Genomic DNA, 26,932 nt, shown 5'->3' with positions numbered 1-26,932 from the left:
CGATAGTGATCATCTCTTCCGTACGACGACGAAGTCGGCGAGCGCGACGAGCTGCGCCCGCACCCGGTCCGGCATCTCGACGGTGTCCAGCGCCTCGATGGCGATGGTGTGCTGGCGCCGGGCCTCCTCGGCGGTCCACTCGCGTCCGCCGGCCTCTTCGATCAGGGCGGCGCGCGCGGCGAACTCCTCCTCGGAGAAGGTGTCGAAGTCACTGCTCTTGGCGTCGGCGGCGAGGAGTTCACCGAGGCGCTCGGAGGCGGGCCCGCCCGCGGCGAGCGCGGCGACGACGGGCAGCGACTTCTTGCGCTGGCGCAGATCGCTCCACGTCTGCTTGCCGGTGGCCTCCGGGTCGCCCCAGATGCCGAGCAGGTCGTCGACGGCCTGGAAGGCGAGGCCGAGGTGGTAGCCGTACTTCTCCAGGATGTCGGCGGTGCGGTCGTCCGCGCCGCCGAGGACGGCGCCGATGGAGACGGCGCAGGCGAGCAGGGCGCCGGTCTTGTTGCCCTCCATCTCCAGGCACTCCTCGACGGTGACCCGCTCGCGGTGCTCGTAGGAGATGTCCTGTGCCTGGCCGTCGATGAGCGCGCGGGTGGCGGTGGTGAGCCGGCGTGTGGCGCGGCCCGCCTCGACGGTGCCGATCTCAAGGAGGATCTCGTTGGCGAGCGCGAAGAGGGCGTCGCCGACGAGGATGGCCTGCGCGGGCCCGTGCACCTTCCACACGGTGTCGCGGTGGCGGCGCTGCTCGTCGCCGTCCATGAGGTCGTCGTGGAGGAGCGAGAAGTTGTGCACGAGTTCGACGGCGACCGCGCCGGGGACGCCGACCTCGGGGGCGGCGCCCGCGGCCTCGGCGGAGAGCAGGGCGAGCGCGGGGCGCACGGCCTTGCCGCCGTCGCCGTCGGACGGGTTGCCCGCGGCGTCGATCCACCCGAAGTGGTAGGCGGCGACGGTGTCCATGGGCGACGCGAGACGGTCCACCGCGGCCCGCAGCACCGGGGTGGCCAGCGTCCTTCCGCGCTCGAGCAGTGAGGTCACGTCCACCGTGTCGGCAGCCGTTTCGGCCGAGGGCACAGTCGGCACAGTTTCTCCTCTTGTTCCGGTGCTGGTTGTTCCGGTGCTGGTTCTCTGGGGACCTGACCCCAGGAGGTCGAGCTTCACGCCGTCGCCTCCTCGAATGCGAAGAGGTGGTCACGGGGGCGGTCGAGTGCGCGGAGTGCGGCCTCGGCCGCGCTGATGCCGCTGCGTACGGCGCTCTCCATGGTCGCGGGCCAGCCGGTGGCGGTCCACGCGCCCGCGAGGTAGAGGCCGCGGGCCTTGGTGCGGGCCGCGGGCCTGAGCCTGCCGACGCCGGGGGTGGGGGCGAAGGTCGCCGTGCGCTCGCGGGTGACGAAGAAGTCCCGTACCTCCGCGCCGTGCGCGGCGGGCAGCAGCCGCTCCAGCTCCGGCAGATAGCGCTCGCGCAGCGCGGCGACGGGCGCGTCGATCTCGTCCCGCGCGGCGGACTGCGAGAGCGCGAGGTACTGCCCATCGGTGAGGCCGGACGCCTCGGTCCGGTCGAAGACCCACTGGACGGGTGTGCCGAGGGCGGCGAAGAACGGCCGCTTCAGCACCTTCCTGTCGTAGACGACGTGGACGTTGAGGATCGGCGCGTTGTCGATGTCGAGGAGCCGGTCGGGGTGGTCGAGCGCGCCGTCGGGGAGCAGGTCGTGCGCCTCGTGCTGCGGCACGGCGAGCACGACGGTGTCGGCCTCGATGGTCTCGCCGGGCACCTGCACGCGCCAGCCGCCGTCGCCCGTACGGGAGAGGGAAGTGACGCGTGCCCGAAGTTCGGTGCGCACGCCCGCGGAGTCGAGCGCCTTGCGGGCCAGCGTGTCGTGCAGCTCGCCGAGTGGCACCCGGGACCAGCCGATGTCGGCGGCGCCCGGGTCGGAGAGCAGCCCGGTCTTGAACACCATCGCGGCGAGCCCGAGCGAGGCGTCCCCCGCGACGGCGTTGAGGGTGGCGACGCCCACCAGGTCCCACAGGGCCTCGATGGCGCGCGGTGACTGGCCGTGCCTGGCCAGCCAGCTGCCGAAGTCCTGGCCGTCGAGGACGGGGTCGGCCGGGTCGAGCCCCTTGAGGGCGAGCGCCGCGCGGCCCACCTTGGCGCGCTCGGCGAGCGAGAGGTGCGGATACGTGGCGAGGCTCGACGCCAGATGCAGCGGCACGGGCAGCTCGGCGCGGCGCAGCCGTCCGAGGCGGTTGCGGTCGGCGTCGAGCACGGGCACGTCGAGACGTTCCTGCAAGGGCGCCAGGTGCGCGCCCTCGACGCGGTCGAGGAACCACCGGTAGGCGGTGCAGCAGCGCAGGTAGACGTGCTGGCCGTTGTCGACGGTCAGCTCGCCGCGCCGGAAGGAGAACGCGAGGCCGCCGAGGCGCGGTCGCCCCTCCAGGAGCGTCACGCGCAGTCCCGCGTCGGCCAGCGAGAGCGCGGCGGTGATCCCGGCGAGCCCGCCGCCGATCACTACGGCGGCCGCCCCACCAGGGCGGCCTCCGGCATCCGCGGGCAGCCCGTCGGGCCGCATGTCCTCGCTGTTCACGCGCCCTCCCTTTCGGCTGTCGCAGTCTGGGACGCGACCATGGAGCGGAGGGTTGCCCACCGCTTCACGGGGGCCGCCTGAGCCGCCGCCCGGCTTCCTCTGCCGCACCTCACGCGCGCCTCCTGACCGTCTGCCGTGACACGGTCCGCGCGTCGAGGCCGGACAGTCCGCGCACGGCGACGTACGCCTTCTCGTGGCCCGGCAGCGAGACGCGCCCGCGCAGGACGGCCTCCGGCTCCCGTTCGATGCGGTCGAGGAGGCGGCGGTAGATGCCCGCCATGGCCGCGACGCAGGCGCCGCTGCGCCGGTCCAGCATGGGGAGCAGGCGGTAGCCCTCGGCGAACAGGGCGCGGGCGCGGCGCACCTCGAAGTGGACGAGGCCCGTGAAGTCGGATCCGGCGGGCGGCGTGGAGCCCGAGAACCCGGCGGAGCAGCCGAATTTGGCGAGGTCCTCGGCGGGCAGATAGGTCCGCCCGCCCACGGCGTCCTCGCGAACGTCCCGGAGAATGTTGGTCAGTTGGAGCGCGAGGCCGAGTGTGTCGGCATACTCCGGCGCGCGCTCGGCGTCGAGCGCCCCCCGCTCCGTACCGAACACACCGAGCGAGAGCCGTCCGATGGCCCCGGCGACACAGCGGCAGTAGGCCTTCAGGTCCTCCCATGTCTCGTACGTCTCACCGCGTACGTCCATCAGGACGCCGTCGATGAGTTCGTCGAGCCCCTCCATCGGGATGGGGAAGTGCCCCGCGGCGTGGGCGAGGGCGACGGCCACCGGGTCGGTGTCGTCCTCGTCCACCGCTCCCTCGCGGATCCGGGCGAGGAGCTGCCGGGTCTCGTCGAGCCGGTCCGCCTTGACCTCCGGCGCGAGCGCGCCGTCGCCGATGTCGTCCACGCGCCGGGAGAGGGCGTAGAGCGCGGACATGGCGCGCCGCTTGGGTGCCGGCAGCAGCCGGATGCCGTACGCGAAGTTGCGCGCCTGCTGTCCGGTGACGGTCTCGCAGTAGCTGTACGCGGCGAGCACCGGCGCGGACACCTGCGGATCTGACTCCACGGCCCGGCTCACCCCTCTCCTCGCAGAACCGCCCCGGCCTCGCGCAGCAGGCGGGGCTTGGTGGGCTTGGGTGGACCGGGAAGTACGTCGTATCCGGCGGCGGCGATCGCCTGGGCCGCCGCCCTCCCTCCTGCCACGAAGCCGGCCAGCAGCAGCTTCAGCCTGCCGTGGACGCTACCCACGAGGGGGGTGCCTTCATTCAGGAGGCACCGGGCGCGTTCTGTTTCGTATGCGACCAGTGCGCGCACCGATGCGCCCGCTGTGGGCGCGGCCAGGTCGGCCTCGCTGACGTGGAAGCGCAACATGTCCTCGATCGGCAGGTAGATGCGGTCGCGCCGCAGGTCCTCGGCGACGTCCTGGATGTGCTCGACGATCTGCAGTGCGGTGCAGACGGCGTCGGAGAGGCGAAGGCGTTCGGGGGTGGTGGTGCCGGTGATGGCGAGGACCAGGCGGCCGATGGGGTTCGCCGAGAGCGCGCAGTACGCCACGAGGTCGTCGAAGGTCTCGTAGCGCGTGACGTGCTGGTCCTGGCGGTTGGCCGCGATCAGTCCGAGGAAGGGGTCGATCGTCACGGCCGTGCGGTCGGCGGTGGGCCGCAGGGCCCGCACCAGCGGATGTCCGGGTTCGCCGCCGTCGAAAAGCCTGCCGAGGTCGGCCTCGACGGCGTCGAGCAGCCGCGGCGGGTCGTCGGCGTGGGCCGGGTCGAGGCCGAGATAGCGGGCGTGTGCGGCCTCGGGGGCGAGGTCGCTGTCGCCGATGTCGTCGATGAGCCGCACCACGCCGTAGACGGCCATGAGGTCGTCGCGCCAGGCGCGGGGCAGGAAGAAGGGGGCCACGGGGAAGTTCTCGCCCGCGGCCTTGTCGAGGACGGCGGATGCATCGCGGAGCCGGAGATCATCCGTAGCCATTGCCGTCACATCTCCCGTTCTACACTGCCGACTCAATACATCCTATTTCGGACACGCCGCCCGGCCCTGTCCGAGGCGGGCCGTGGCCCGGCCGGGGCATCGCTCCATATCGCCCGACTTGCCGCGAATCAGCACCGGTACAGCTTACGTTGTACAACCCCGCACGCTTCGTCGGGGTGTTCGGCACATCACAACAACACACCGATTGGCGTCAACCTTCCCCGTGCGCCGGGAAGTTGGGAAACGGGTGGGACGCGGCGGGCCCGCACGGACGGCAGGGCCCCGCCGGAATCCTCCCGGCGGGGCCCTGTCCTCGAACGAGTGGGTCCTCGATGGCGCAATCGGGCTACTTGCCCGTGAACTTCTCGTACTCCTTGATGACCTCGTCGGTCGGCCCGTCCATGCGCAGCTCGCCGCGCTCCAGCCAGAGCACGCGGTCGCAGGTGTCCCGGATGGACTTGTTGTTGTGGCTGACGAGGAAGACCGTGCCGGCCTCCTTGCGCAGCTCGCGGATGCGGGCCTCGGAGCGCTTCTGGAACTTGCGGTCGCCGGTGGCCAGGGCCTCGTCGATCATCAGGACGTCGTGGTCCTTGGCGGCCGCGATGGAGAACCGCAGGCGGGCCGCCATGCCGGAGGAGTACGTGCGCATCGGCAGGGTGATGAAGTCACCCTTCTCGTTGATCCCGGAGAAGTCGACGATCTCCTGGTAGCGCGCCTTGACCTGCTCGCGGGACATGCCCATCGCGAGCCCGCCGAGGATGACGTTGCGCTCGCCCGTCAGGTCGTTCATCAGGGCCGCGTTCACGCCGAGCAGCGAGGGCTGGCCGTCGGTGTAGACCTTGCCCTTCTCGGCGGGGAGCAGGCCCGCGATGGCGCGCAGTAGGGTCGACTTGCCGGAGCCGTTCGAGCCGATCAGGCCGATGGCCTCGCCGCGGTAGGCGGTGAAGCTGACGCCGCGCACGGCGTGCACCTTGCGCACACCGCGCTCCTCGCCGCGCCTGAGGATGCGGCTCAGCGCGGAGGTGGCACTGCCCTTGCCGGTCTTCGCGCCGTTGACGCGGTAGACGATGTGCAGCTCGTCGGCGATGACGGTGGGGATGTGCGCCTTGGAGGCGTCGCCGCCCTTGTCGAGGTCGGGGGTCTTCTCATCAGCCACGGCCGTACCGCTCCTCAGCCTTCCAGAAATACACGAAGCCGCCGACGGCGAGCAGGACGGCCCAGCCGCCCGCGACCGCCCAGACGTGCGGCGGCAGGTTCTCGGAGCCGTAGCCGTCGATGAGCGCGAAGCGCATCAGGTCCATGTAGATGGCGGCCGGGTTCCACTGGAGGATGTCCGCGATCCAGTCGGGGTGGTCCTCCAGCATGACCGGGATGGAGAACATCACGCCGGACGCGTACATCCACGTACGCATCACGAAGGGCATCAGCTGCGCGAGGTCGGGGGTCTTGCTGCCGAGCCTCGCCATGATCATCGCGAGGCCGGTGTTGAAGAGGAACTGGAGCACCAGGACCGGGACGATCAGCAGCCACGACAGCCTGGGGTAGCTGCCGAAGCCGATCGTGATGAGGAACAGCACGATCATCGAGAAGAGCAGCTGCTGGAGCTGCTGGAGCGAGAAGGAGACCGGCAGCGAGGCGCGCGGGAAGTGCAGCGCGCGCACCAGGCCGAGGTTGCCCGAGATCGCCCGGACGCCCGCCATCACCGAGCTCTGCGTGAAGGTGAAGACGAAGACACCCGTGACCAGGAACGGGATGTAGACCTCGCGCTCGAAGCCCCGGTCGGCCTCCAGGATCAGGCCGAAGATCAGGAAGTAGACGAGCGCGTTCAGGAGCGGCGTCGCCACCTGCCACAGCTGGCCGAGCTTGGCCTGGCTGTACTGGGCGGTGAGCTTGGCCTGGGAGAAGGCGAGGATGAAGTGGCGCCGTCCCCAGAGCTGGCGGACGTACTCGAAAAGTCCGGGCCGTGCGCCGCTGACGGTCAGACCGTACTTGGCGGCGAGTTCGGCGCGGGAGAGCCCGTCATCGGGCGGCGGTGTCGACGGGGATGCTGTCACCGCGACTCCGCCGTCATGCGTTGTCTCACTCACGAGTGGAAACTTTCGTCTTCAGATGCGCAGCCGGTCGGGCGTAGGCGTGGGCCAGGGACCGGGGTATGGCCCAGATGCTCTCAGATCCGAGGTTGTCAGATGACAGGAGGGCGGCCCAGTCGCGTCAGCCGCCACACCGTACGCCACTTCATGGGAGTGCGCGGGCCGCACGGGGTGGTCCAGCCCTCCTTGAAGCCGCCGAACCACGCCTTCAGGGCCGGTCGCGAAGGGCGCCGGGCGAGGGTGAGGAGCATCCAGACGCCCAGGTAGACCGGGACGAGGAGCGCGGGGAGGTTGCGCCGGGCGAGCCAGACGCGGTTGCGGGCCACCATGCGGTGGTAGACCGCGTGCCGGGAGGGGGCGGTCGTGGGGTGCAGGAGCACCATGTCGGACCGGTAGTCGATCATCCAGCCGGCGTTCAGCGCGCGCCAGGCGAGGTCGGTCTCCTCGTGCGCGTAGAAGAACTCGCCGGGCAGCGGGCCGACCTCGGCGATGACCTTCGTACGGACGGCGTTGGCGCCGCCGAGGAACGTGGTCACGCGCGAAGAGCGCATCGGGTCGGAGGCCCGCAGCCGCGGCACGTGGCGCCGCTGGGTCTCGCCGGTGTCCGGGTCGGCGATGCGGAAGCTGATGATGCCCAGCTTCGGGTCGGCGGCGAAGGCCTCGCGGCACAGCCGCGCCGTGTCCGTGTTCGCGAGCAGGCCGTCGTCGTCGAGGAAGAGCAGGATGTCGACGTCGGTGCCGCCGGGCCCGAACGCCTCGATGCCGACGTTGCGGCCGCCGGGGATGCCGAGGTTCTCGGGGAGTTCGACGGTGCGTACGCCTTCGGGGACCTCGGGGACGGGGGCGCCGTTGCCGACCACGACCACCTCGACCGGGTCGCCGTCCTGCTTGGCGACCGAGTCGAGGAGGGCGCGCAGCTCCTGTGGCCGGTTGCCCATCGTGATGATGACGGCGCCGACCTTCAGCTCTTGTGCCGGGGTGTTCACTTCAACCTGCTCGATACGAGGATGGACACGAGGTGGAGCAGGGTCTGGAGCATCGCGATGCCCGCGAGGACCGCGACGCCCACGCGCGAGAAGAACAGGTCGCCCCGGGCCTGGTCCACGATCGCGAGGACCAGGATCAGCAGGGACGCCTCGACGCCGAGGATCAGCCGGTGGAACTTGAGCGCGGCGGCCGCCCTGCGGGCCAGCGCCATGCCGGAGGAGCGCGGCTCGGACGCCGACTCCTTGACCGGCTCCTTGCCCGTCTGGTGGCGGGCGACGCCGACGAGGTCGGTCTCCGCCTTGATCAGGATCGCGCCGAGGGCGGCCAGGGTGCCGAGGAAGGCCCACAGCCAGTCGATGCGCCCGGTGCCCCACAGGTCGGCGGCGCGCAAGCCGAAGCCGACCAGGACCGCGGCGTCGCACAGGTAGGCGGCGACGCGGTCGAGGTAGACGCCCGCCATCGAGTACTGCTTCTTCCAGCGGGCGATCTCGCCGTCGACGCAGTCGAGCAGCAGATAGAGCTGGACCGCGAGCACGCCGAGCACGGCGCCCGTGATCCCCGGCACCAGCAGGGCCGGGGCGGCGAGGGCGCCGGCGACGGTCATCACGTAGGTCAGCTGGTTGGGCGTGACCCGCGTGTTCACCAGGTGCCGGTCGATGCGCAGGGAGACCTCGCGCATGTAGAGCCGGCCGGCCCAGTGTTCGCCGCTGCGCCGGTCCTTCACCCCCGGGGGGTGAACAACCGGGCGGAGCTCAGCTACCGATGGCTTTTGCATAGTCGGCGTATGCGTCCCTGATCTGGTCGGTGGACAGGTCGAGGTGTTCCAGGATCGTGTAGCGGCCCGGGCGGGTCTGCGGAGCGAACTCCACGACCTTCACGAACTCCTCCACGGTGAAGCCGATCTCCTCCGGCAGCACGGGCAGGCCGTGGCGGCGCAGCACCGATGCCATGTACGCCGACTCCTCGCGGGCACCGCGCAGGTGCATCGCGAAGGCCGCGCCGAGGCCGCACTGCTCGCCGTGGCTGGCGGCGCGCTTGGGGTGGAGGAGGTCGAAGGCGTGGTTGATCTCGTGGCAGGCGCCGGACGCCGGGCGGGAGTCGCCCGACACGGACATCGCGATGCCGGTGAGGACCAGACCCTCGGCGAGGACCTGGAGGAAGGCGTCGTCGCCGACGCCCCCGGGGTGGCGGAGCACCGCCTCGCCCGCCTGGCGGGCCATGGCGGCCGCCAGGCCGTCTATGTCCTCGCCGCGCTCGCGGGCGGCCAGCTCCCAGTCCCGGATCGCCGAGATGTTGGAGAGCGCGTCGCCGATGCCCGAGCGCACGAAACGCGCGGGTGCCTCACGGATCACATCGAGGTCGATGACGACCGCGATGGGGTTGGGCACGCCATACGAGCCGCGGCCCGCGTCGTTGTCGAGGGTCGCGACGGGCGAGCAGAGGCCGTCGTGCGACAGGTTCGTCGCGACGGCGACCAGCGGCAGGCCGACGCGCGCCGCGGCGAACTTGGCGCAGTCGATGATCTTGCCGCCGCCGAGGCCCACGACCGCGTCGTAGCGGCCCTTCTTCATGGCGTCGGCGAGCTTGATGGCGTCATCGAGGGTGCCGCCGCCCACCTCGAACCACTCGGCGCCGGGCAGCGACGGCATGAGCCGGTCCCGCAGCACCGCGCCGGAGCCACCGCTGATGGCGATGGCGAGCTTGCCGGTCGACGAGCAGATCCGCTGGTCGGCGAGGACACCGGCCAGGTCGTTGAGCGCCCCCGGCCGGATGTCGACGACGACCGGCGAGGGGATGAGCCTCGTCAGTACTGGCACGCGATCTCCCGACCCTTGGCGAGGTCGTCGTGGTTGTCGATCTCGACCCACTTGATGTCGCCGATCGGGGCCACGTCGACCTTGAAACCGCGGTTGACCAGCTCCTGGTAGCCGTCCTCGTAGTAGAGGTCGGGGTCGCGCTCGAAGGTGGTCTTCAGGGCGTCGGCCAGCTCGTCGGCGGCGGAGCCCTCGATGAGGGTGACGCCGATGTACTCACCGGTGGCCTCGGCCGGGTCCATGAGCTTGGTGATGCGCTGGACGCCCTTGTCGGCGTCGACGATGACCTTCATCTCCTCGTCGGCGAGCTGCTTCACCGTGTCGAGGGCGAGGATGATCTTCTGGCCGTTGCCGCGCGCGGCAAGCAGCGTCTTCTCGACGGAGACCGGGTGCACGGTGTCGCCGTTGGCGAGGATCACGTCGTGCTTGATGGCGTCACGGCCGCACCACAGGGAGTAGGCGTTGTTCCACTCCTCGGCCTTGTCGTTGTCGATCAGGGTCAGCTTGAGGCCGTACTTCGCCTCGAGCGCCGCCTTGCGCTCGTAGACGGCCTCCTTCTTGTAGCCGACGATGATCGCGACCTCGGTGAGACCGATCTCGGCGAAGTTGCCGAGCGTCAGGTCGAGGATGGTGGTGTCGCCGTCGACGGGCACCAGGGCCTTGGGCAGCGTGTCCGTGTAAGGGCGAAGACGCCGTCCGGCGCCGGCCGCCAGCACGAGGCCGATCATGCGGGTTCTCCTTCATCGTGTACGGCGGGTGCGCCCTTTTTCTCAGCGGCGACCCAGAAGCGGATGCTCTCGACGAGCACCACGAGTGCCACGGCCACGGCGAGTGCCGTGAGCGCGACGGTGAAATCTGCGGGTGACAGCAGGGCCGCGGCCAGGGCGACCACGAGGGCCCTGCCCTCCTGGCCGCCGATCGCGCGCACCAGCCAGGCCGGCGGCGCGCCGGTGCCGCCCTTGATGCGGTACACCGTGTCGTAGTGATGGTAGGCGACCGCGGCCACCAGCCCGAAAGCCGCCGGAAGCGCCCCGTTCACCTCGGCTTTGGCCGCCAGTACCAGGACCGTGCCGTATTCGGCGGCGCGGAAGAACGGCGGGACCAGCCAGTCGAGGGGGGCCTTGAGGGGCATGATCAGGGCGAGGCCCGACAGGGCGATGTACAGCGCGGCGGCGGCCACGACCACGGGGCTGCCGTAGGGGTTGGCCAGCGCCGTGCCGACGAGCCCGGCGCCGCCGAGGAAGGCGAGCACCGGGGCGGGGCGCAGCCAGGTCACCCGCGGCCGGAGGGCGGCGAACGCCGAGGCCAGGGGGCCGTTGTCGGCGAGGTCGGCCAGCGCCGTCGCGGCGCGGTCGGTGCGGGTGGCCTTGCGGGTCAGCGAGCGCAGGACGCGGCCGGCGGTGGTGTAGCAGGCGGCGAGCGCGCAGCCGATGAGCAGGACGACGAGGGTGAGGCGCGGGGTGGTGACCGCGGTGAGCACGGCGATCATCGCCCAGCGCTCACCGATGGGCAGCACGATCATCCGGCGCACCCAGACCGTCCACCCGACGCTGTCGAGCTTGTCGGAGAGGGCCGCGGTGGGGCTGGTGTTGGCGGTGGCGTCGTGGTTCGCCTCGTTGAAGGAGAAGTCGACGACGTGCCGGCAGGTCTGGAGCACCATCGCGCCGAGCGCGAGCGCCCATACGTCGTCGCCACCGCGGGCCGCGCCGAGTGCGAGGCCCGCGTAGTAGGCGTACTCCTTGGCGCGGTCGAACGTGGCGTCCAGCCAGGCGCCGAGCGTCGAGTACCGCAGGGAGTAGCGGGCGAGCTGCCCGTCCGTGCAGTCCAGGACGAACGAGAGGATCAGCAGCAGGCCCGCCGCGACGAACCCGCCGCGGGTGCCGGTGGCCGCGCAGCCCGCCGCGATCAGGGCGGTGAGCAGCGAGGCGGTGGTGACCTGGTTCGGGGTCAGGCCCCGGCGGGCGCACCAGCGGGCGAGGTAGCGGGAGTACGGGCTGATGGCGTACGTCGTGAAGAAGCCGTCCCGCGACTTGACCGCGGTGCGCAGGCGTACGGCCTCGTCGTCGACGGCGGCGACGGCCTGCCGCGCTTCGTTGCGCGTCTGGGGGTCGGTGGGGACGGTGGCGACGAGGGTGCCGAGTTCGGGACGGTGCACGACCGTGTCCTCGGAGGTCTCGGCCTCCATGGCGGCGGCGATGGAGTCCGGGAGCGCGTCGAGGGTGAGGACGCCGCCGGTGGAGGCGCTCGCCCGCAGCGCGCGCGTCAGGGCCGTGCGGGCCTCCGGCTTGGCGGTGACGGCGCCGGGTACCGCCGAGGCGGCGAAGCGGGGGTCGGTGAGGGCCAGGCGCAGGGCGTGGACGTGACCGACGAAGCGCGCGTCGACGACGGCGACCCGCTGGTCGCCCGGTACGGCGGCGAGCAGCGTCTCGGCGTCCGCCGCGTCGGAGGCGCCCCGCACGTCGAAGCCGAGGGACCGCAGATCACCTTCGAGCGGCGACCCGGGGACCGGCTGACCGGTGAGGATGGCGGTCGACAGACGAACTCACTCCTTGATTCCCGGCGCGGCTCGCGCCGGGCACGTGCGTAAGGGGGGCGCCCCTGGCCATGGCGGCCGGGCGGCACGTCGGCAGAGGCTATCGGATGATGAGAAGCGGGCGTTCACCACCCGTTCACGCCCCGATAGAGCCTTTGTCGTACCCCGGCCGGGGTGATGACACAGGCTCTCAGGGCGGCCTGCGAGGGCCTCGGCCTTCACGATCATCATGGTGGATGGGGGGCCGCCCCTCCAAACCGCGCCCGTCTCGTGCCCGGCTTGCCCGCATAGCGCTCGCTTAGGGAGTTGCGGCGCGGGCCCTTAGGGTGGGCGCCCATGACATGGCTGATCACCGGCGGGGCCGGATATATCGGGGCACATGTGGCGCGGGTCATGGCCGGCGCCGGGGAGGACGTCGTCGTACTGGACGACATCTCCTCGGGAGTGCCGCGGCGGCTGCCCGCGGACATACCCCTCATCAAGGGCTCCGCTCTCGACGGCGGCCTGGTGCGCCAGGTCCTCGCCGAGCACGAGGTCACGGGCGTGGTCCACCTCGCGGCGCGCAAGCAGGTCGGCGAGTCGGTGGAGCAGCCGTCGCGCTACTACCGGGAGAACGTGGGCGGCCTGACGACACTGCTCGAAGCGGTGGCCGAGGCGGGCGTGCGGCGGTTCGTGTTCTCGTCGTCGGCCGCGGTGTACGGCAACCCGCCCGATGTGGAGCTCGTCGGGGAGGACACTCCCTGCGCGCCGGTCAGCCCCTACGGCGAGACGAAGCTCGCCGGGGAGTGGCTGGTGCGGGCGGCCGGGCGGGCGCACGGCATCGCGACGGTGTGCCTGCGCTACTTCAACGTGGCGGGCGCCGCGGCCCCCGAGCTGGCGGACACCGGCGTCTTCAACGTGATCCCGATGGTCTTCGACCGCCTCACCCGCGACGAGGCGCCCCGCATCTTCGGCGACACCCACCCCACTCCGGACGGCACCTGCGTACGCGACTACATCCACGTGTCCGACCTCGCGGAGGCACACCTGGCGGCGGCCCGGCGGCTCGCGGGCGGCGCCGAGGGCGATCTGACGGTGAACATCGGCCGGGGGGAGGGTGTTTCCGTGCGCGAACTGATCGAGCTGATCGGCGAGGTGAGCGGTGACCGCCGCCCGGCGCTCGTCGAGCCCGCGCGCGCCGGTGACGCGCCGCGTGCCGTGGCCGACGCTCGGCTGGCCGCCGACGAGCTGGGCTGGACGGCGCGGCGCGGGGTGCGCGAGATGGTCGAGTCGGCGTGGGCGGGATGGTGTCTGCACCACCCCGGCGCGGGGCGTCGGTGATCGTCGCGAGGCGCTGACCTGCACCGCTTCCCCAGTCGGCAATCATTGCCATTTTCGCAGGTCAGAGCAGATGACAACGGTGTTCAGTGCCGCGTTGCCAGGTACCCCCCACCCGTAGTTCACTGTGGTCGCGCGACGACCGAACAGCAGAACGACGACCGACGCGGGAGGCGGGCTCCATGGGGGCTGGGCACGATCACGGACACACGCACGGGGCACCGGCCACGGGTACGGCGGCCAACGCCTACAAGGGGCGGCTCCGGGTGGCGCTCGCCATCACGATCACCGTGATGTTCGCCCAGATCGTGGGCGGCATCATGGCGGATTCGCTGGCGCTCATCGCGGACGCGACGCACATGGCGACGGACGCGCTGGGGCTCGGCATGGCCCTGCTCGCCATCCACTTCGCGAACAGGCCGCCCACCGAGAACCGCACCTTCGGTTACGCCCGCGCCGAGATACTCGCGGCGCTCGCCAACTGCCTGCTGCTGCTCGGCGTGGGCGGCTACGTCCTCTACGAAGCCGTCGAGCGGTTCATCACCCCCGCCGACACCCAGGGCGGCCTCGCCGTCTTCTTCGGCGCCTTCGGTCTGGTCGCGAACATGATCTCGCTGTCGCTGCTGATGCGCGGCCAGAAGGAGAGCCTCAATGTGCGGGGCGCGTTCCTGGAGGTGGTGGCGGACACCCTGGGCTCGGTGACGGTCATCGTCTCGGCGACCGTGATCATGCTCACCGGCTGGCAGGCCGCGGACCCGATCGCCTCGCTCATCATCGGCGTCATGATCGTGCCGCGTACGGTCAAACTCCTGAAGGAGACCCTGAACGTCCTGCTGGAGTCGGCCCCCAAGGGCGTTGACATGGCGGAGGTGCGGGCCCACATACTCGCCCTGCCGGGCGTCGAGGAGGTCCACGACCTGCACGCCTGGACGATCACCTCGGGCATGCCCGTGCTCTCCGCCCACGTCGTCGTGGGCTCCGACACCCTCGACTCGATCGGCCACGAGAAGATGCTGCACGAGCTCCAGGGCTGCCTCGGCGACCACTTCGACGTGGAGCACTGCACGTTCCAGCTGGAACCGAGCGGGCACGCGGAGCACGAGGCGAAGCTCTGCCACTGAACGGTTCACTCCCACTTCCGACCCAAAGGTTTCCCACGTTGACCGACAACTCCTCCTCCGTCGCTGACGCCTTCTTCGCCCTGCACCACGGCCTGCCGCGGCAGGGCCCCGGCTCCGACGACACCACCCGCCGGCTGCTCTCGCTCGCGGGCGGGCTGCCCGAGCGGCCGCGCGTGCTCGACCTGGGCTGCGGGCCCGGCCGTGCCGCGCTCCTGCTCGCCGCCGAGACCGGCGCGGAGGTGACCGCGGTCGATCTGCACGAGCCGTTCCTCGACGAGCTGCGTGCGTCCGCCGACGCGCGCGGGCTCGCCGGATCGATCACCACGGTCAAGGCCGACATGGCCGAACTCCCCTGTCCGGACGGTTCGTTCGACCTCGTCTGGGCGGAAAGCTCGGCCTACAGCATCGGCTTCGACACCGCCCTGCGCACCTGGCGGCGCCTGCTCGCGCCCGGCGGGGCGCTCGTGGTCACCGAGTGCGAGTGGACGACCGCCGAGCCGTCCGCCGCCGCGCGCGCCTTCTGGGAGCAGCACTACACACTGCGTACGAGCGAGGAGAACGTGCGGGCCGCCACCGGCGCCGGATACTCCGTGCTCGGCGTGTACCCCCAGCCCGAGTCCGACTGGGACGAGTACTACGGCCCGCTGGCCGCCCGCGCGGACGCCGCGGACCCCGACGCGCCCGGGATGGCCGAGGCGCTCGCCGCCACGCGCGAGGAGATCGCGATGCGCCGCGAGCACGGCTCGGAGTTCGGTTACACGGGTTACGTGCTGCGGCCCGCAAGCTCCTGATCGAGTCCCGTCGTGCTTCCGCGCGCCGGGACATGCGGGTCCCGGAGTACCTGGAGTGCCCGGAACGTACGGCAGACTTGAGGCTCGAACCAAAGCGAAGGATGGGTATGCCGATCACACCTGCCACCGCGGCGAACAGCTCGTCGAACGGCACCGGAGAAGCGATCTTGCTGGAACTCGTCGACGAGGACGGCAGGACGATCGGCACAGCGGAGAAACTCTCCGCGCATCAGGCGCCCGGGCAGCTGCACCGGGCGTTCTCCGTTTTCCTCTTCGACGAGCAGGGCCGGCTGCTGCTCCAGCAGCGCGCGCTCGGCAAGTACCACTCCCCCGGCGTCTGGTCGAACACCTGCTGCGGCCACCCCTACCCGGGCGAGGCGCCGTTCGCCGCGGCCGCCCGGCGCACGTACGAGGAGCTGGGGGTCTCCCCCTCACTGCTCGCCGAGGCGGGCACCGTGCGCTACAACCACCCGGACCCGGAGTCGGGCCTGGTGGAGCAGGAGTTCAACCACCTCTTCGTCGGGATGGTCCAGTCGCCGCTGCGCCCGGACGCCTCCGAGGTCGGCGAGACCGCGTTCGTGACGGCCGAGGAGCTGAGGGCCCGGCACGAGAAGGGGCCGTTCTCCGCGTGGTTCATGACCGTCCTTGACGCGGCGCGGCCCGCGATCAAGGAGCTGACCGGGCCCTCGGCCGGCTGGTAGGAGCCTCTATCCGGAGGTGGGCTTCAGGGGCAGGGCCGCCCAGATGACCTTGCCCCCGCTCGCGGTGTGCTCGACGTCGCAGGCGCCGCCCGCCTCCTGCGTGATCTCGCGGACGATGAGCAGTCCGCGGCCGCCCGTCTGCCCGTGGTCCGCCTCCAGCGCCGTCGGGCGGTACGGATGGTCGTCCTCGACGGAGACCCGCACCCACTCGGCGCCGACCGCGACCTCCACGGCGAGCATCGGCGAGAGCAGGGCGGCATGGCGCACCGCGTTGGTCACCAGCTCGGAGACGATGAGCAGCAGCCCCTGGGTGAGGTCGTCCGACGTCGGTACTCCCTGCCGGGCCAGCAGGTCCCGCACCGCGTGCCGTGCCTGGGGCACGGAGGCGTCGACGGCGGGGGCGGTGAAGCGCCACACCCCTTCGTACGGCGCCTGTCCGACTTCGTACGGCGTCTGTCGGTCCTGATACGGGGCCTGTCGGCCCGCGTACGGCACCTGCCCGTCTTCGTACGGCGCCTGTCCGTCGCCCCTGGGGAGCGGGCCGGGCCCCCTCCCGTCGTTCGCCATCGTCCGGTCGCCGCCCTCGCGCTCGATTGTCACCACACATCGAGTGTTGGGAACGCACTGGTTCGGACCGCGCCACTGACCAGAAGTCAGCGATTATCGGCGGAATTTGATCGCGGGCGTATGACAGCGTCAGATGTGCGACTGGTCCTGCCCGCCTCGTGGTGCTTCCGAGGCTTCTTCAGGTTGTACGAGGCTCACGATGCGGCGGCCGCCGATGCCGGTGGCGATCAGTCCGAGGCCGTCGAAGAGCAGTGCCAGGGAGAAGAAGCAGCCGATGACGTACTGACTGCTGCTGGGCCACTCGGCGAGGACCAGGACGCCGATGAGCAGGCCGAAGGCGCCTTGCAGCAGCGTCAGGGCGAACTGCGGACCGCGCACCACCAGACTGCCGACCAGGCGGAACACGCCGCCGGTCAGGAAGAGCAGCGCCGCGAACATGGTCAGCGCCTCCGCCGCCACCTCGGGCCTGCGGATGATCACGACGCCCGCGGCGAGATTGAGCGCCGCGACCACCACGCCGAGCCAGAAGAAGTTGCTGCCCCGCGACTGGACGGCGTGCAGCAGGCCGACGAGCCCGCCGACCAGCAGGAGCCAGCCGAACAGCAGCATCGAGGTCAGTGTGGCCACGCCCACGTAGACGAGGCCGACGATCCCGGCGACCGCCAGGATCACGCCCAGCAGCGCGAGCCAGCCGAAGCTGCGGCTGAGGCGGGCGCCCCGGGGCCCGGCGGTGCCGCTCGCGGGCCCGGCGGACCGGGCGGACATCGCGTCCCTGGCGTCCTTGGCGTCCCTGCGTCTGGCCATCAGCGCCTCCGTGCTCTCAGGCCTCGCGGCCTTGCGGGCTCTCAGACCTTGCGGGCCTCGCGGGCTCGTCAGGTCTTGCGGATCGCCCCCTTCTTGATCGTACGTTCGAGGGGTGCGGATAGCATCCGGCGCATGGAGCCGCAGCTGAGGCACACCGTCACGGACGGCGTCGCCACCGTCGTCATCGACCATCCGGCCAAGCGCAACGCCATGACCGCGCGGATGTGGCGTCAGGTGCCGACGCTGTTCGCGGGGCTCGCCGCCGACCCGGCCGTCCGCGCCGTGGTGCTCACCGGGGAGGGCGGCACGTTCTGCGCGGGCGCGGACATCTCCTCGCTGCGGCAGGCTCCCGAGGAGGCGCAGGAGCTGGCGGTGCGGGCCGAGGAGGCGATCGCGGGCTTCCCCAAGCCGACGCTCGCCGCGGTGCGCGGTTACTGCGTGGGCGGCGGCTGCCAGCTGGCCGGGGCGTGCGATCTGCGCTTCGCGGACGAGGACGCCTCGTTCGGGGTCACGCCCGCGAAGCTCGGGATCGTCTATCCGGCGTCGTCCACCCGGCGCCTGGTGTCGCTGGTGGGCCCCGCCACCGCCAAGTACCTCCTCTTCTCGGGTGAGTTGATCGGCGCGGAGCGGGCGCTGCGGACCGGCCTCGTGGACGAGGTGCTGCCCGCGGACGGCCTCGACAAGCGGGTGGCGGAGTTCACCCGCGTCCTCGCGTCGCGCTCACAGCTGACGCAGGCGGCGGCCAAGGAGTTCACCGCGGGGCGCACCGACCGGGACGCGTACTGGGCGGCCGAGCAGGCCCGCGTCGACGGCGACACCGCGGAGGGCGTCGCCGCGTTCCTGGAGCGCAGGCAGCCGCGCTTCACGTGGAGCGCCCCCGCCGGGTGAACCTGCGAGCGCAGCGCCCGCCCGGGCCGGGCGGCCGCTACTGATCGAAGCGGCTGCCGTCGCGGAACCTCGCCACGATGTGCGCGGGCGCCTTCTCCGGGGACCCGGCGTCGTAGGGCGGCTGCGGGTCGTACTCCGTCAGGAGCTGTACGGTCTGCGCGTGCTCGTCGCCCGCGATCTTGCCGGCCAGGGTGAGCCCCATGTCGATGCCCGCGGAGACGCCCGCCGCCGTGACGTACTTGCCGTCGAAGACGACCCGCTCCCCCGTCGAACGGACGCCGAGGCGGTCCAGTTCGGTCAGGGCGAGCCAGTGCGAGGTGGCGCGGCGGCCCTTGAGGAGACCCGCGGCGGCAAGCGCCAGCGAACCGGTGCACACCGAGGTCGTCCAGGTCGTGGTGGCGTCGACGGCGCGGAGCCAGCCGAGGAGCGCCTCGTTCTCCATCTGGTCGCTCTGGCCGGGACCGCCGGGGACGACCACGATGTCCGGGCGCCGGACCTCGTCGAAGGTCTTCTCGGCGAGGAGGGAGAGGTTGCCGCCGTCGTCGCGCACGGGGCCCGCCTTCTCGGCCACGAAGACGGTCTCGGCGCCGGGCAGGCCGTACAGCGTCTGGTACGGCCCTATCGCGTCCAGGACGGTGAAGCGCTCGTACAGGGCGATGGCGATCTGCATGGTGTCCCCTATCGGTTACCGGTGGGCGTGAGTGGTGGGTGCGCTGTTCTTCGGAGGGGGCGCGGGGGCGGGGTGGAAGCGGCGGCGGTACTCCGCGGGCGCCGCGCCGAGCGCCCTGATGAAGGCGCGGCGCATGGTCTCCGGTGTGCCGTAGCCGCAGGCGCGCGAGACCTCCTCCACCCCGTCGGAGGTGTCCTCCAGGAGGCGGCGCGCGTGCTCGACGCGGACGCGCTCGACGTACTTGCCCGGTGTCAGGCCGGTCTCGGCCTGGAAGGCGCGGGCGAAGTGGCGGGGTGAGAGGCGGGCGCGGGCGGCGAGCGTCTCGACCGACAGGTCGTCGGCCGGGTGCTCGGTGATCCACTGCTGGACCTCGCGCAGGGGCTCGCGCCGCGCGGTCTGCGCGGCGAGCTGGACGCTGAACTGCGCCTGGTTGCCCGGCCGTCGCAGAAAGACGACCAGGTAGCGGGCGACGGTGAGTGCCACGTCGCGGCCCAGGTCCTCCTCCACGAGAGCCAGGGCGAGGTCGATCCCGGCGGTGACCCCGGCGGACGTGGCGACATGGCCGTCGCGTACGTAGATCGGGTCCGGGTCGACCTCGACGCCCGGGTGGTCCTGGGCGAGCTTGGCACAGTACGCCCAGTGCGTCGTCGCCCGGCGGCCCTCCAGCAGGCCCGCCTCGGCGAGGCGGATGGCGCCGGTGCAGACCGAGACCAGGCGCCGTGCCCGGGGGCCGTGGGTGCGCAGCCAGTCGATCAGCTCCGGGTCCGGCGGGCGGGTGCCGATGCCGCCCGGGACGAGCAGGGTGTGCGGGACGGGGGCGTCGGGCATCGCGTGGTCCGGGACGAGGGTGAGGCCGCTGGACGTCCGTACGGGCTTCCCGTCCATGGAGGCGGTGCGGACGAGGTATCCGTCGGCGGGGTCGGGAAGGCAGTGCGTCGCGCCCGTGAAGACCTCCACGGGGCCCGTGACGTCGAGGCTCTGAACGCCTTCGAAGAGGACGACCAGGACGGTTCGCTGCTCCATGCCCTCGATTCTTGGCTCCCGGGGGGATGGCCGCAATGACGAGCGCCCCACCTTTTCTGCCATGGGGGTCTGGATATGGGGTCCTGGCGTCTTGGCGTGCGGTCGCCCCGCAGACGCCATACCAACCAGTAGGTATCGTGCCCCCATGACCTCTTCGACGACCTCGCCCTCGGACTCCGCGCTGCACCCGCGCGCGGGACGCCGCTGTCACAGCGTGCTCAACTCCCTGCACTCGACGCACTACTTCTCGTCGGATGTGACGCGGGAGATGGCCCAGCTGGGGATCACCCACCCCAGTGCCGTCAACTTCGCCGTGCGCGCGGCCGCGATGGGCCCCGTCGGCGCCGGTGTCGTGACCGCCGCCTTCTACAACTACAAGCACGACCTGGTCGCCGCGCATGTGCCCGAGGTGTGGAACATCGCGGGCCCCGAGGAGGTCCTCGGCGCACGCCTGCGCGCCGTCGACGCGACGTTGCGCCGGGTGCTCGGGGAGGAGGCCGTGGCCTGCGCGGAGATGGCGGAAGCAGCGGGGCTCGCGCTGCGCGCCGCCGAGGCCTGTACCCGTACCGCGCGCCCCCTGTACTCGGCCCACGCCGACCTGCCGGTCCCCGAGGAGCCGCACCTCGCGTACTGGCACGCGGCCACGCTGCTGCGCGAGCACCGCGGCGACGGACACCTGACCGTGCTGCTCGACGCCGGGCTCGACGGTCTGGAAGCGCTGGTGACCCACACGGCCACCGGCAAGGGCATCGCCCCGAAGTGGGTCTTCTCCACCCGCGGCTGGACCCAGCAGGAGTGGGACGCCGCCGAGGAGCGGCTGCGCGGGCGCGGACTGCTCGACGGCGAGGGCGAGTTGACCGAGGACGGGGTGGCACTGCGCCGGGACATCGAGGCGCGCACGGACCGTCTGGACCGGGCGCCCTACGAACATCTGGGCGCGGCGGGCGTCGAGCGCCTGACGGAGCTGGGCACCGTGTTCATCGGGGCGGCGTTGCAGGCGGGGGCGTTCCCGGCGGATCTGCTCGGCAAGGGCTGAGGGCGGTTCGGCCGGCCTGCTCGGCAAGGCTGAGGGCGGCTGCGGCCAGTGCGCCCGGCAAAGCTGAGGGCGGCTTTCGGCATGGCAGCGCCGCTCCGAGGTACCCGTCCGTCTCCTGGCCGCCGTCATGGCAGCGCCGGGAGACGAAAGGGGAATCCCTATGTTCCGTGCCATCGCGGACATCCTGCGTCAGATCGGCGGCGCCCTCGCCACCGTCGTCACCCTGCCGTTCCGGGCGCTCGCCCGGCTGTTCGGCGGAGCCTCCAGTTCCGCGAGGCGGGGCGGCCGGGGCTCCGGCCGGCGTTCCGGCCGGGCGGGGCGGGCCCGCCGGGTCTGATCCGCCGCTGCCGGTGCCACCTGCCACAATTGCCCGGCAACCCCAGCGAGAAGGCGGTACCGGAACGTGGCAGCTTTGAAGACGTCCACTCCCTCGTCCATCGAAGGCAGGATCGCCGAGGAACTCGGCGTGCGGGAGCGGCAGGTGAAGGCCGCCGTCGACCTGCTCGACGGCGGTTCGACGGTGCCCTTCATCGCGCGCTACCGCAAGGAAGCGACCGAGATGCTCGACGACGCGCAGCTGCGCACGCTCGAGGAGCGGCTGCGCTATCTGCGGGAGCTGGAGGAGCGGCGCGCCGCGATCCTCGACTCGGTCCGTGAGCAGGGCAAGCTCACCGACGACCTCGAGGCGCGGATCCGCGAGGCCGACACCAAGGCCCGCCTGGAGGACATCTACCTGCCGTTCAAGCCGAAGCGGCGCACCAAGGCGCAGATCGCCCGCGAGGCGGGCCTCGAACCGCTGGCGGACGGGCTGCTCTGCGACCCGAGCGTGGACCCGCACGCCGCCGCGGCCGCGTTCGTGGACGCCGACAAGGGCGTCGCGGACCCGCAGGCCGCCCTGGACGGGGCGCGCGCCATCCTCGCCGAGCGGTTCTCGGAGGACGCCGACCTCATCGGCGAGCTGCGCGAGCGCATGTGGACGCGCGGCCGGCTCGCCGCGAAGGTCCGCGAGGGCAAGGAGGAGGCGGGCGCCAAGTTCGCCGACTACTTCGACTTCGCCGAGCCCTTCAAGGAGCTGCCCTCGCACCGCGTCCTCGCCATGCTGCGCGGCGAGAAGGAGGAGGTCCTCGACCTCGTCCTGGAGCCCGAGGAGGCCACGGAAGGCCCGTCTTCGTACGAGGGGATCGTCGCCCAGCGCTTCGGCATCTCCGACCGGGGCCGCCCGGGCGACAAGTGGCTCAAGGACACGGTGCGCTGGTCCTGGCGGACCCGCATCCTCGTCCACCTCGGCATCGACCTGCGGCTGCGGCTGCGTACGGCCGCCGAGGACGAGGCGGTGCGGGTCTTCGCGTCGAACCTGCGCGACCTGCTCCTCGCGGCGCCCGCGGGCACGCGCGCGACGCTCGGCCTCGACCCCGGTTTCCGTACGGGTGTGAAGGTCGCCGTCGTCGACGCCACCGGCAAGGTCGTGGCGACCGACACGATCCACCCGCACGTCCCCGCCAACAAGTGGGACCAGTCCCTCGCCACGCTCGCGAGGCTCGCCAAGGAGCACGCGGTCGATCTGATCGCGATCGGCAACGGCACGGCGTCCCGCGAGACCGACAAGCTCGCGGCCGAACTCATCACGAAGCACCCGGAGTTGAACCTCACGAAGGTGATGGTCTCCGAGGCGGGCGCCTCCGTGTACTCCGCGTCGGCGTTCGCCTCGCAGGAGCTGCCGGACCTCGATGTCTCGATCCGCGGCGCGGTCTCCATCGCGCGGCGGCTCCAGGACCCGCTCGCCGAGCTGGTGAAGATCGACCCCAAGTCGATCGGCGTCGGCCAGTACCAGCACGACCTGTCGGAAGTGAAGCTGTCGCGCTCGCTGGACGCGGTCGTGGAGGACTGTGTGAACGGCGTGGGCGTGGACGTGAACACCGCGTCCGCCCCGCTGCTCGCCCGGGTCTCCGGCATTGGCGCGGGCCTCGCGGAGAACATCGTGGCGCACCGCGACGCGAACGGCCCGTTCAAGAGCCGCAAGGGTCTCAAGGACGTGTCGCGGCTCGGCCCCAAGGCGTACGAGCAGTGCGCGGGCTTCCTGCGCATCCGTGGCGGTGACGACCCGCTGGACGCCTCCAGCGTGCACCCGGAGGCCTATCCGGTGGTGCGCAAGATGGTGAAGTCGGTGGGCGGCGAGGTCTCCTCGCTGATCGGCAACACGGCGGCGCTGCGCGCGCTGAAGCCGGACGAGTTCGTGGACGATGCCTTCGGTCTGCCCACCGTCACCGACATCCTCAAGGAGCTGGAGAAGCCCGGGCGCGACCCGCGACCGGCCTTCAAGACGGCGACCTTCAAGGACGGCGTCGAGAAGATCTCCGACCTGGCCACGGGGATGGTGCTCGAAGGTGTCGTCACGAACGTGGCCGCGTTCGGGGCCTTCGTGGACGTGGGCGTCCACCAGGACGGCCTGGTGCATGTCTCCGCGATGTCCAAGACGTTCGTCAAGGACCCGCGGGACGTGGTCAAGCCGGGCGACATCGTCAAGGTGAAGGTCATGGAGGTCGACATCCCGCGCAAGCGGATCTCGCTGACGCTGCGTCTGGACGACGAGGTGAGCCCTTCGGGTGAGGCCGGCGGGGAGCAGCCGAAGCGAGGTGGGCGTCCGCCTCAGCAGCGGCGCCAGGGGCAGGGCGGCCAGGGGCAGCGCGGTGGCCAAGGGCAGCGCGGCGGTGCTGCTCAGGGACAGCGCGGTGGTGCCGGTCAGGGGCAGCGTGGGCAGAAGCCGCAGCGGCAGGGGCCGCCGCCCGCCAACGACGTGATGGCCGAGGCGCTGCGCAGGGCCGGTCTGGTCGACCCGAAGCAGCGCTGAGCCGTCGGGGCGGCGGAGGTCAGAGTGACAGCTCGGTCACTCTGCCCTCCGTCACCTCCAGGCGGCGCGTCACGCTGACCGCGTCCAGCATCCGGCGGTCGTGCGTGACAAGGAGCAGCGTGCCCTCGTAGGAATCCAAGGCCGCCTCCAACTGCTCGATCGCGGGCAGGTCGAGGTGGTTCGTCGGCTCGTCGAGGACCAGGAGGTTGACGCCCCTGCCCTGGAGCAGGGCGAGGGCGGCGCGGGTGCGTTCTCCGGGGGAGAGCGTCGCCGCGGAGCGCAGCACGTGCTCCGCCTTCAGGCCGAACTTGGCGAGCAGCGTGCGGACTTCCGCCGGCTCGGTCTCCGGCACGGCCGCGCAGAACGCGTCGAGCAGGGACTCCTCACCGTGGAACAGGGCGCGGGCCTGGTCGACTTCGCCGACGAGCACACCCGAGCCGAGGGTCGCGTGGCCCGCGTCCAGGGGGACACGGCCAAGGAGGGCGCCGAGCAGGGTCGACTTGCCCGAGCCGTTCGCGCCGGTGATCGCGACGCGGTCCGCCCAGTCGATCTGGAGCGTGACGGGGCCCAGGGTGAAGTCGCCCCGGCGCACCTCCGCGTCGCGCAGGCTCGCCACGACCGCGCCCGAGCGGGGCGCCGCCGCGATCTCCATGCGCAGCTCCCACTCCTTGCGGGGCTCCTCGACGACGTCCAGGCGCTCGATCATGCGCTGCGTCTGGCGGGCCTTGGCGGCCTGCTTCTCGCTGGCGTCGGCGCGGAAGTTGCGGCCGATCTTGTCGTTGTCGCCGCCGCCCGCCTTGGCGGCCTTGCGGCGGGCGTTCTTGACGCCCTTGTCCGCCCAGGAGCGCTGCATCTGGGCGCGGCCCTGGAGCGCCGACTTCTTGTCGGCGTACTCCTCGAACTCGTCCCGGGCGTGGCGGCGGGCCACCTCGCGCTCCTCCAGATACGCGTCGTAGCCGCCGCCGTAGAGGTTGATCTGCTGCTGGACCAGGTCGAGTTCGAGGACCTTGGTGACGGTGCGGCTGAGGAACTCGCGGTCGTGGCTGACGACGACCGTGCCCGCGCGCAGGCCCTTCACGAAGCTCTCCAGGCGGTCCAGGCCCGCCAGGTCGAGGTCGTTGGTCGGCTCGTCCAGGAGGAACACGTCGTAGCGGGAGAGCAGGAGGGAAGCGAGGCCGGCGCGGGCCGCCTGGCCTCCGGAGAGCGAGGTCATCTCCTGGTCGAGGCCGACGGTCAGGCCGAGGGAGGCCGTGACCTCCTCGGCGCGCTCGTCGAGGTCGGCGCCGCCGAGGGCCAGCCAGCGCTCCAGACTGTCCGCGTACGCGTCGTCCGCGCCGGGGGCTCCGTCCACGAGCCCCTGGGTGGCCTCGTCCATGATCCGCTGGGCCTCCGCGACGCCGGTGCGGCGGGCCAGGAACGCGCGGATCGTCTCGCCCGGGTGGCGGTCGGGCTCCTGGGGCAGGTGGCCCACGGAGGCGCCCGGGGGCGACAGCCTCAGCTCTCCCCCCTCGGGGGTGTCCAGGCCGGCGAGCAGCCGCAGGAGGGTGGACTTGCCGGCGCCGTTGGCGCCCACCAGGCCGATGACGTCGCCGGGGGCGACGACGAGGTCCAGGGCTTCGAAGAGGGTGCGGTCGCCGTGGGCGGCGGTGAGGGCTTTGGCGACGAGGGTTGCGGTCATCAGGGGGGTCATTCTACGGGTGGGGGGCGCCTTGGCTGGCGGGGGCGCCTTGGGCGGGGCTCGCCTTGGGCGGCGGGGGCGCCTTGGGCTCGGTCTCGCCTTGGCTTCGTCTGGAGGGCGGGGCCGCGGGGGTATGTGCGTGCTCGCCATCTCGGTGTGGGCGTCTGTTGCTTCGGCTCGGTTACTGGGGTCCACTGTGCTGCGCTCGCACATACCCCCACGTCCCCTCCGGTGTGTGCGCGGCCGCGGGCCGGTGGGAGTGACCCGCCGGGCGTGCCCGTCCCCCTGTATTGCGGGGGAGTTCCCCACCCACCCGCCCCCACCCGTACGGCACTCGGCCGGTGCGCGAGATGCCCCTACGGCACACCACCCGGTACCGGGTGGGGGAGCATCCGCCGCGGAGCGGCGGGACAGGGCCGCCCCGACGGCGGGGAGAAGGAGCTGAAGCGTTCCGCCCGCCGGGCCGCAGGCCGGGTCGCTACAGCGGCGGGGAAGGGGTCGTGGGCGTGACGAGGACGCTCGTGGCCGTTCGGGCCACCACGTACGAGTCACCCTTCGTCACCTTCCCCGCCAGTGGCACCCGGTGCTCCCCCGCCTCCAGGACCTCGTCGAAGACCTCGTGGACGTGGGCGCGGGAGAGGCGGTCCACCCGGTACGTGATCAGCTGGACCCGGCACGTCGAGGTGACCTGGAGCCGCGCCGCGTCCCGGCACGCGGCGAGGTGGGTGAGGCGGCGCTGCTCCCGCGGGCTGCGGTCCAGCGCGTACTCGATCTGGGCGACCAGGAGCGGGACTATCGGCGCGAGGCCGTCCACGTAGGCGACCTCGATCCCGGCACCCTCGAACGCCGCGCGCACGGAGCGCCGGGTCTCCTCGGGGACCGCGCGGCCGAACGCGACGGCTCCGTACGTACGCAGCTCATCAGGCGGCACCCCCGCCGCGTCGGCGGCGATCTCCGCGCCGATGCCGATCGTGCGCAGGGCCGCCGCCAGCTTGGCGAGGAGCGCGACGCGGGCGCCGATCAGCAGGACCCGGCGGCGGGCCTGCGACGCGTCGGTGGCGAGCAACCGGCCGAGCGCCTCGCGGTATTGGGCGCCGCGGAAGCGGAACGGCCCTATGCCGTGGTAGCCGTTGAGTTCCAGGTCGGCGGGTTCCGCCGTCTGCCAGGCGAAGTCGCGCCAGATGAAGTCGTCACCGCCGTCGGTCGCCTTCTCGATCACCGCCGTGACCGCGCCGCACTCCAGGGCCTCGCACTCGGGGCAGCCGTAGATGACGTACCGCCCGTCGCGCAGCGGTGCCCGGGCCTCCAGGAGGAGCCTGCGGACGTGTGCCGTGAAGATGGCGGGCGGGATGTCGGCGGCCAGCGGCGACACGGCGTCGAGGTCGCAGAGCTGGAAGAGGAGGGGGCGCCCGTTCACGATGAAGTCGACGAAATCGCGGTGGACTTGGAAGTCACCGTTGGCGAGAACTCCACCGGCTCGCATGGCCGGTGCCAGACCGAAGGTCGCGTACTCGGCAGACATGCTGTGAGTA

At 71.8% G+C, this 26,932-nt stretch carries 24 protein-coding genes and 1 pseudogene; 8 read left to right on the top strand and 17 right to left on the bottom strand.

Features of this window, described 5'->3' with window-relative positions; genetic code table 11:
* Window positions 1–9 precede the first annotated feature (9 nt).
* From DMA15_RS33255 to DMA15_RS33205, 11 genes are all read right to left on the bottom strand, one after another.
* Complete coding sequence (locus tag DMA15_RS33255; protein WP_125518171.1) at window positions 10–1,140, bottom strand: polyprenyl synthetase family protein; 1,131 nt, start codon at window positions 1,138–1,140, stop codon at window positions 10–12.
* A gap of 11 nt (window positions 1,141–1,151) precedes the next feature.
* Window positions 1,152–2,561 (bottom strand): hydroxysqualene dehydroxylase HpnE, encoded by a 1,410-nt coding sequence (gene hpnE, locus DMA15_RS33250; RefSeq protein WP_125518170.1) that lies wholly within the window; start codon window positions 2,559–2,561, stop codon window positions 1,152–1,154.
* Between the two features lie 124 nt (window positions 2,562–2,685).
* Window positions 2,686–3,636: a presqualene diphosphate synthase HpnD gene (hpnD, locus tag DMA15_RS33245; protein ID WP_164551879.1), complete on the bottom strand. Its 951-nt coding sequence runs from the start codon at window positions 3,634–3,636 to the stop codon at window positions 2,686–2,688.
* Complete coding sequence (hpnC, locus tag DMA15_RS33240; protein WP_125516383.1) at window positions 3,633–4,532, bottom strand: squalene synthase HpnC; 900 nt, start codon at window positions 4,530–4,532, stop codon at window positions 3,633–3,635. The genes hpnD and hpnC overlap by 4 nt, the downstream gene beginning before the upstream one ends.
* Window positions 4,533–4,878: 346 nt before the next feature.
* Window positions 4,879–5,688: an ABC transporter ATP-binding protein gene (locus DMA15_RS33235; RefSeq protein WP_206302889.1), complete on the bottom strand. Its 810-nt coding sequence runs from the start codon at window positions 5,686–5,688 to the stop codon at window positions 4,879–4,881.
* Window positions 5,681–6,619, bottom strand: coding sequence for an ABC transporter permease (locus tag DMA15_RS33230; protein WP_125516382.1), 939 nt, complete (start codon window positions 6,617–6,619; stop codon window positions 5,681–5,683). The genes DMA15_RS33235 and DMA15_RS33230 overlap by 8 nt, the downstream gene beginning before the upstream one ends.
* A gap of 95 nt (window positions 6,620–6,714) precedes the next feature.
* Window positions 6,715–7,587 carry a glycosyltransferase gene (locus DMA15_RS33225; RefSeq protein ID WP_125518168.1) on the bottom strand — a complete coding sequence of 291 codons (873 nt, stop codon included), beginning with the start codon at window positions 7,585–7,587 and terminating at the stop codon, window positions 6,715–6,717.
* 17 nt (window positions 7,588–7,604) lie between these two features.
* Entirely contained in the window at window positions 7,605–8,384 is a 780-nt protein-coding gene (locus DMA15_RS33220; RefSeq protein WP_125516381.1) for a CDP-alcohol phosphatidyltransferase family protein, read from the bottom strand.
* Window positions 8,362–9,426, bottom strand: coding sequence for an iron-containing alcohol dehydrogenase family protein (locus DMA15_RS33215; protein WP_125516380.1), 1,065 nt, complete (start codon window positions 9,424–9,426; stop codon window positions 8,362–8,364). Before DMA15_RS33215 ends, DMA15_RS33220 begins: the two co-directional genes overlap by 23 nt.
* Window positions 9,414–10,151: a phosphocholine cytidylyltransferase family protein gene (locus DMA15_RS33210; RefSeq protein ID WP_125516379.1), complete on the bottom strand. Its 738-nt coding sequence runs from the start codon at window positions 10,149–10,151 to the stop codon at window positions 9,414–9,416. Before DMA15_RS33210 ends, DMA15_RS33215 begins: the two co-directional genes overlap by 13 nt.
* Window positions 10,148–11,959: a DUF5941 domain-containing protein gene (locus DMA15_RS33205; RefSeq protein ID WP_125516378.1), complete on the bottom strand. Its 1,812-nt coding sequence runs from the start codon at window positions 11,957–11,959 to the stop codon at window positions 10,148–10,150. Before DMA15_RS33205 ends, DMA15_RS33210 begins: the two co-directional genes overlap by 4 nt.
* A 333-nt stretch (window positions 11,960–12,292) precedes the next feature.
* Between DMA15_RS33205 and galE the strand changes: the two genes are divergently transcribed.
* The 4 genes and pseudogenes from galE to idi all read left to right on the top strand — a co-directional run bounded on the left by galE (window position 12,293) and on the right by idi (window position 15,886).
* Window positions 12,293–13,276, top strand: coding sequence for a UDP-glucose 4-epimerase GalE (gene galE, locus DMA15_RS33200; protein ID WP_125516377.1), 984 nt, complete (start codon window positions 12,293–12,295; stop codon window positions 13,274–13,276).
* A gap of 179 nt (window positions 13,277–13,455) precedes the next feature.
* Complete coding sequence (locus DMA15_RS33195; protein WP_125516376.1) at window positions 13,456–14,394, top strand: cation diffusion facilitator family transporter; 939 nt, start codon at window positions 13,456–13,458, stop codon at window positions 14,392–14,394.
* Between the two features lie 38 nt (window positions 14,395–14,432).
* A pseudogene (locus DMA15_RS33190) lies at window positions 14,433–15,176 on the top strand (class I SAM-dependent methyltransferase); the annotation flags it as partial.
* A 116-nt stretch (window positions 15,177–15,292) separates the two neighbouring features.
* Window positions 15,293–15,886 (top strand): isopentenyl-diphosphate Delta-isomerase, encoded by a 594-nt coding sequence (idi, locus tag DMA15_RS33185; RefSeq protein WP_125516374.1) that lies wholly within the window; start codon window positions 15,293–15,295, stop codon window positions 15,884–15,886.
* A 6-nt stretch (window positions 15,887–15,892) separates the two neighbouring features.
* Here the strand turns inward: idi and DMA15_RS33180 are convergent, their stop codons facing one another.
* Complete coding sequence (locus DMA15_RS33180) at window positions 15,893–16,453, bottom strand: ATP-binding protein (RefSeq protein WP_125518167.1); 561 nt, start codon at window positions 16,451–16,453, stop codon at window positions 15,893–15,895.
* A gap of 129 nt (window positions 16,454–16,582) precedes the next feature.
* Window positions 16,583–17,218: a DUF308 domain-containing protein gene (locus DMA15_RS33175; protein WP_125518166.1), complete on the bottom strand. Its 636-nt coding sequence runs from the start codon at window positions 17,216–17,218 to the stop codon at window positions 16,583–16,585.
* 171 nt (window positions 17,219–17,389) lie between these two features.
* On the opposite strand from DMA15_RS33175, the gene DMA15_RS33170 reads away from it, so the two are divergent.
* Window positions 17,390–18,145 carry an enoyl-CoA hydratase-related protein gene (locus DMA15_RS33170; RefSeq protein WP_125516373.1) on the top strand — a complete coding sequence of 252 codons (756 nt, stop codon included), beginning with the start codon at window positions 17,390–17,392 and terminating at the stop codon, window positions 18,143–18,145.
* Window positions 18,146–18,182: 37 nt separating this feature from the next.
* Here DMA15_RS33170 and DMA15_RS33165 read toward each other — a convergent pair whose 3' ends face one another.
* Together DMA15_RS33165 and DMA15_RS33160 are read right to left on the bottom strand one after the other, a co-directional pair.
* Window positions 18,183–18,815: a DJ-1/PfpI family protein gene (locus tag DMA15_RS33165; RefSeq protein WP_125516372.1), complete on the bottom strand. Its 633-nt coding sequence runs from the start codon at window positions 18,813–18,815 to the stop codon at window positions 18,183–18,185.
* 15 nt (window positions 18,816–18,830) lie between these two features.
* Window positions 18,831–19,838, bottom strand: a complete 1,008-nt coding sequence (locus tag DMA15_RS33160; protein WP_125516371.1) for a GlxA family transcriptional regulator — start codon at window positions 19,836–19,838, stop codon at window positions 18,831–18,833.
* A 145-nt stretch (window positions 19,839–19,983) separates the two neighbouring features.
* Here DMA15_RS33160 and DMA15_RS33155 point away from each other — a divergent pair, with 145 nt between their 5' ends.
* The 3 genes from DMA15_RS33155 to DMA15_RS33150 all read left to right on the top strand — a co-directional run bounded on the left by DMA15_RS33155 (window position 19,984) and on the right by DMA15_RS33150 (window position 23,722).
* On the top strand, window positions 19,984–20,874 hold the full coding sequence (locus DMA15_RS33155; RefSeq protein WP_125516370.1) for a hypothetical protein: 891 nt from the start codon (window positions 19,984–19,986) through the stop codon (window positions 20,872–20,874).
* 160 nt (window positions 20,875–21,034) lie between these two features.
* On the top strand, window positions 21,035–21,211 hold the full coding sequence (locus DMA15_RS36870; protein WP_164551878.1) for an LPFR motif small protein: 177 nt from the start codon (window positions 21,035–21,037) through the stop codon (window positions 21,209–21,211).
* A 66-nt stretch (window positions 21,212–21,277) separates the two neighbouring features.
* Window positions 21,278–23,722, top strand: coding sequence for a Tex family protein (locus DMA15_RS33150; RefSeq protein WP_125516369.1), 2,445 nt, complete (start codon window positions 21,278–21,280; stop codon window positions 23,720–23,722).
* A 19-nt stretch (window positions 23,723–23,741) separates the two neighbouring features.
* Here the strand turns inward: DMA15_RS33150 and DMA15_RS33145 are convergent, their stop codons facing one another.
* Both DMA15_RS33145 and DMA15_RS33140 read right to left on the bottom strand, forming a co-directional pair.
* Window positions 23,742–25,400, bottom strand: a complete 1,659-nt coding sequence (locus tag DMA15_RS33145; RefSeq protein WP_125516368.1) for an ABC-F family ATP-binding cassette domain-containing protein — start codon at window positions 25,398–25,400, stop codon at window positions 23,742–23,744.
* Window positions 25,401–25,878: 478 nt separating this feature from the next.
* Window positions 25,879–26,922 carry an oxidoreductase gene (locus DMA15_RS33140; RefSeq protein WP_125516367.1) on the bottom strand — a complete coding sequence of 348 codons (1,044 nt, stop codon included), beginning with the start codon at window positions 26,920–26,922 and terminating at the stop codon, window positions 25,879–25,881.
* Between the last annotated feature and the right edge of the window lie 10 nt (window positions 26,923–26,932).

It is taken from the genome of Streptomyces sp. WAC 01529, assembly GCF_003945545.1.
Classification (GTDB): Bacteria; Actinomycetota; Actinomycetes; order Streptomycetales; family Streptomycetaceae; genus Streptomyces; species Streptomyces anatolicus.
This window is presented reverse-complemented; position numbering and strand designations above follow the sequence as displayed.